At 72.5% G+C, this 3652-nt stretch carries 3 protein-coding genes and 1 tRNA gene; 3 read left to right on the plus strand and 1 reads right to left on the minus strand.

The genetic code is table 11. The annotated features are described in order from the left end of the window. The coding region (locus ACFUEL_RS36905) for a TetR family transcriptional regulator C-terminal domain-containing protein (protein WP_380242140.1) at positions 1–335 on the plus strand (335 nt) is incomplete at its 5' end. Positions 336–521: 186 nt separating this feature from the next. Here the strand turns inward: ACFUEL_RS36905 and ACFUEL_RS36910 are convergent. Continuing rightward, positions 522–594, minus strand: a tRNA-Arg gene (locus tag ACFUEL_RS36910). 649 nt (positions 595–1243) lie between these two features. Between ACFUEL_RS36910 and ACFUEL_RS36915 the strand changes: the two genes are divergently transcribed. Further along, complete coding sequence (locus ACFUEL_RS36915) at positions 1244–1882, plus strand: single-stranded DNA-binding protein (RefSeq protein WP_380242142.1); 639 nt, start codon at positions 1244–1246, stop codon at positions 1880–1882. Positions 1883–2199: 317 nt separating this feature from the next. Beyond that, positions 2200–3579 carry a Cys-Gln thioester bond-forming surface protein gene (locus ACFUEL_RS36920; protein ID WP_380242144.1) on the plus strand — a complete coding sequence of 460 codons (1380 nt, stop codon included), beginning with the start codon at positions 2200–2202 and terminating at the stop codon, positions 3577–3579. The last annotated feature ends 73 nt before the right edge of the window (positions 3580–3652 follow it).

Below are 3652 nucleotides of genomic sequence, written 5' to 3' on the forward strand. Positions count from 1 at the left end.
GGCTCGACGTCCTCCCGCTGGACGCCGAGGGCGCGGCCGGCAACCGGGTCTGGGTCGGCTCCTGGGACGCCGCCCTCGGTGACGCCGAACTCACCGCCGGGCACGCCGAGCGCTACCGCCGGGCCCGCCGCAGGATGGCCGAACTCTGCGCCCAGGCCCAGGAACTCGGCGAGCTCCCGGGCCACCGCCCGGCCGGCGACCTCGCCGCGCTGGCCCAGTCCTTCGTCCTCGGGCTGGTGGTGCAGGCGCTGTTCGCCCCGGAGGAGTTCCCGCCGGAGCGCCAACGCGCGCTGCTGGACGGATTCCTGGCCGGCCTGGCGGCGGGGCGGGCGTAGCGGCCGGGCGCGGGGCGGCGCCCGGAGTGCGGGCTGTGTCCGGGGCACGGGGCGCGGGGCGCGGGGAGGTGCCGTTGCCGCGCGGGGCGCGCGGGAGGCGGTGGGTGCGCGGCAGGGGCCTGCGGCGGGGGCCTGCGATGGGGGAGTGCTCGCCCTGCGGCGTCGGGGCCGGTCGGGCCGGGTGGGCGCCCCCAGCAGGATTCGAACCTGCGACCTACCGCTTAGAAGGCGGGTGCTCTATCCGCTGAGCTATGGGGGCCGGGGTGTGACGTCGGCCCGCTTGCCGGGCCTGGGCCGGGACGGGATGTTCCGGGACAGGATACGGGTGTTCAGTTCCGCCACCTGGACTTCGAAGGCCGGACCGGGGTGTGTCGGCCTCCGCGGGGCGGTCCGATAATCGCAGGTAGTGCCGTGGAGTGCAGCGGTCTACCGGCTCTCGGTGCGGGACGTTGTGCAGTCGTTACGGGGCTGCAACCCCACCCGTTATGGATTCGGCGGGGCAATCGCCCGGGGCGGCCCGCGGGTGGGGGCGCGTTTAGGGGTTCCATCGGTCGGATGACATGGACGGGGCGAACCCGTGGCCACCCGTTCGTGGTTTCGGGGGTGGACCGGAGGTGGCGGCCGGGTGTGCGCGCGGCTACCGGAAGGGGGTGGTGGGCGGCGGGCGGCGCGGGGTGCGGGTCGATCCGCTCTTTGTCGTGAGCACGGCATTGAAATGATCGATTTTCGACCGGAAAACGCACCGGATTCACTCCCGGGGGCGATCGCGGTTTTCCACAGGCCGGAGTTTTCCACAGGGCCGGGGAAGGCGCTGGTGCGGTTTTCCCGGAAGGCGGAGGATCTTTTCGCGGCGGAGATTCCGGCGCGAATGGCCGCCGGCCGCCGCGGCCGGGAACGGAGGATTCGGAATGGACGAGGCCCTGGTGACGATGGTCGGGAACGCCGCGTCGGGCGTGACGTACCGGGAGACGGCGGGCGGGGTGTCGGTGGCCAACTTCCGGTTCGCCGCGCGGGAGCGCCGCTACGACCGCGAGCGCGGCGACTGGGCGGACGGCGCGACGACCTGGGTGACGGTGGTGGCCTGGCGGCGGCTCGCGGTCAACCTGGTCAGTTCGGTGAACAAGGGCGACCCGCTGCTGGTGAGCGGGCGGCTGCGGGTGCGCGAGTGGGAGCAGGAGGGCAACCGGCGGGTGGAGGTGGAGATCGACGCCCGCTCGGTCGGCCACGACCTCGCCCGCGGGACGTCCGCCTTCCGGCGCGGGCTGGAGGGCAACCCGGCCCCGCCGCAAGGAGGTTCGGGGGTGGACGGCCGCCCGGGGGGAAGGGTCGAGAGCCGAGCGGAGGGCTGGGCGGAGGGCCGCTCGGAGGGCCGGATGCCGGCGGCGGGCGGGCCGCGGGCGGTGCGGTTGGTGGAGGAGGCGGTGCCGGAGTGGATCGTGGCGGCGGTCGCGGCCCGGCGCCGCGCGGAGGAGGGGGCGGCCGGCGCGGCCGGCGGTGCGGCGGTGGGGGAAGGAGGTGCGGATGTGGCGCAAGAGGTTCTGAACTGACGGATTCGGGGCACTTCTTGAGCCGGTGAGTGCAATCATGATTGCCGCGGTGGCGCCCCGCGGCCTTTATGTCGACACATCAACTGACCGTGATGATCGGCTCCTTGATAACAGAACAGCCACGATATCGTCCTGATTCGCTACGGGCCTGGAGGGTCGGGAGCGCGCCCATAGGATGCGTCGAGTCCACACACGTGCAGCGGCGCCACAGGGGGTGCCGCTTTGCCAGGGGCGGGTTGCTGATGGCACGTCGCCGCCCGAAGGGATCCCACATGTTCCACAAGCAGGGGCGGGCTGTCTCCCGCGTCGTTGCTGTCATGCTCGCGTCCGGTCTGACGGTCGGCTCGGGCCTGCTCGCGGCCGGTGCGGCTGCCGCGGCCGGCAGCACCTCGGGCGTGACGGCGAGGCTGGCCGGCGGTGTGCGGGTCGGTGAGAACGTGGAGTTCTTCGCCACCGACACCAATGAGTGGCGTCCCACGCAGGCGGGTCCGATGACCATCAAGATCGGTGACAGCGCCGAGATCCCGGTCTACTGCATCGACCTCCTGAACGGCGCCTCCTTCGAGGCCGACTACAAGGAGACGGGCTGGGACTCCAGCTCGCTGAAGGACAACCCGGGTGCTGGGCCGAAGATCCTCTGGATCCTCAAGAACTCCTACCCGGCCGTCGGCGTCGAGCAGTTGGCCGCGGCCTCCCACATCGAGGGCCTGACCGACACGGACGCCGCAGCCGGTACCCAGATCGCGATCTGGTCGTTCTCCGACCCGAACGTCAAGGTCAGGCAGAGCGACGCGGAAGCCACCGCGTTCACCAAGTGGCTGATCGCGCAGGCCAACGAGAAGGGCACGGGCAACGAGCCCAAGCCGACGCTGGGCCTCGCCCCCGCCTCGGTCGGCGGCAAGTCCGGCACCACGTTGGACCCGATCACCGTCACCGCTGGCGGTGGCACCGCCTCCGTCACGGTCTCCCTCGACAGCAAGGGCACCGCCGCCAAGGTCTCCCTGGTCGACGACAAGGGTGCCGAGATCAAGAACGTGAAGTCCGGCGACAAGATCTATGCGAAGGTGCCGGCCGGCGCCGCCGCCGGCAACGCCACCATCACCGCCCGGGGCACCGCGACCTCCTCGGTGGGCCGCGCCTTCGTCGGAGAGATCAAGGGCGAGCCCAGCCAGACCCTGATCCTGGCCGGCGAGGCCGAGGTTCCGGTCTCCGCCACCGCGGGCATCACCTGGGGCCTCGGCGCGGTGCCCACCGCCGACGCCGTGGTCGACTGCGCCAAGGGCGCCCTGGTGGTCACCCTCGGCAACAAGGGCGACAAGGACGCGGCCTTCAAGGTCGCGGGCAAGGACTACACGGTCAAGCCGGGCGGCACCCAGACCGTGACCCTGCCGGTCAAGGAGGACGAGAAGTACGACTTCACCGTCACCGGCCCCGAAGGATTTTCCAAGCAGTTCACCGGCCTGCTGAACTGCAAGACCGACAGCTCCACCCAGTCCCCGGCGCCGTCGACCTCCGCCTCCGCCTCCGCCCCCGCCTCTCCGGTCCCGTCGGCCAGCCCGACCGGCCCTGAGCTGGCCTCCACCGGTGGCGGCATGGGCACCGGCCTGACCGCCGCCATGGCCGGTGTGCTGGTCGTCGCCGGCGGTGCCGCGGTCTACGGCCTGCGCCGCCGCGGCCGCCACAGCCGCGCCTCCTGAACGACGAGCTGAACCCCTCCGCCCGGCCCCCGCGCCGGGCGGACGGGAACGGCCCCGCCTCCCGGGACAGGGA

Source organism: Kitasatospora sp. NPDC057198 (assembly GCF_042670125.1).
In the GTDB taxonomy this organism is placed as follows: domain Bacteria; phylum Actinomycetota; class Actinomycetes; order Streptomycetales; family Streptomycetaceae; genus Kitasatospora.

What these genes read in the sequence shown, in the direction of transcription:
- ACFUEL_RS36920 (WP_380242144.1), top strand. Translation starts at nt 2,200, where the DNA reads ATGCTCGCGTCCGGTCTGACGGTCGGCTCGGGCCTGCTCGCGGCCGGT.
- ACFUEL_RS36915 (WP_380242142.1), top strand. Translation starts at nt 1,244, where the DNA reads ATGGACGAGGCCCTGGTGACGATGGTCGGGAACGCCGCGTCGGGCGTG.